The following is an 865-nucleotide window of genomic DNA, read 5'->3' as shown; positions in this document are numbered from 1 at the left end:
ATGGCTGTTCTGGAGTCGCTTTCTCCCGCAGTTGAGCCCTACTCAATTGATGAAATGTTTATTGATTTGCGGGGGATAAATCATTGCATCTCTCCGGAGTTTTTTGGTCATCAGCTCAGGGAACAGGTAAAGAGCTGGACAGGACTCACCATGGGGGTGGGCATTGCGCCTACAAAAACGCTGGCTAAAAGTGCACAGTGGGCAACAAAGCAATGGCCACAGTTTTCCGGTGTGGTCGCGCTGACGGCAGAAAACCGTAATCGGATCTTGAAGCTACTGGGGCTGCAGCCAGTTGGTGAGGTCTGGGGAGTAGGACGCAGACTGACGGAAAAGCTGAATGCGCTGGGTATTAACACAGCACTGCAGCTGGCGCAGGCTAACACGGCATTCATCCGGAAAAACTTCAGCGTCATTCTTGAGCGTACGGTACGCGAACTCAACGGCGAGTCCTGCATATCCCTGGAAGAAGCACCACCGGCAAAACAGCAGATTGTCTGTAGTCGCAGTTTTGGTGAACGAATCACAGACAAAGATGCCATGCACCAGGCTGTTGTTCAGTATGCAGAGCGGGCTGCAGAGAAACTACGTGGGGAGCGTCAGTATTGCCAGCAGGTGACGACATTTGTACGGACATCCCCCTTTGCAGTAAAAGAACCCTGTTACAGCAATGCCGCTGTGGAAAAGCTTCCATTGCCCACACAGGACAGCCGGGACATTATTGCCGCAGCATGCAGAGCGTTAAACCATGTCTGGCGTGAAGGGTACCGCTATATGAAGGCAGGAGTCATGCTGGCTGATTTCACACCATCGGGTATAGCGCAGCCGGGATTATTTGATGAGATCCAGCCCCGTAAAAACAGTGAAA

1 protein-coding gene is annotated in these 865 nt (G+C 52.0%); it reads left to right on the top strand.

Annotated features, from left to right (window positions below; translation table 11 throughout):
* Positions 1-865: translesion error-prone DNA polymerase V subunit UmuC (gene umuC, locus E0D98_RS24935; RefSeq protein WP_131891381.1), on the top strand; the 865-nt coding region annotated here is incomplete at both ends.

It is taken from the genome of Escherichia sp. KCJ4928, from assembly GCF_004352695.1.
Classification (GTDB): domain Bacteria; phylum Pseudomonadota; class Gammaproteobacteria; order Enterobacterales; family Enterobacteriaceae; genus ECMA0423.
The sequence above is the reverse complement of the archived record's forward strand: the minus strand, read 5'-3'. Positions and strand labels throughout refer to the sequence as shown.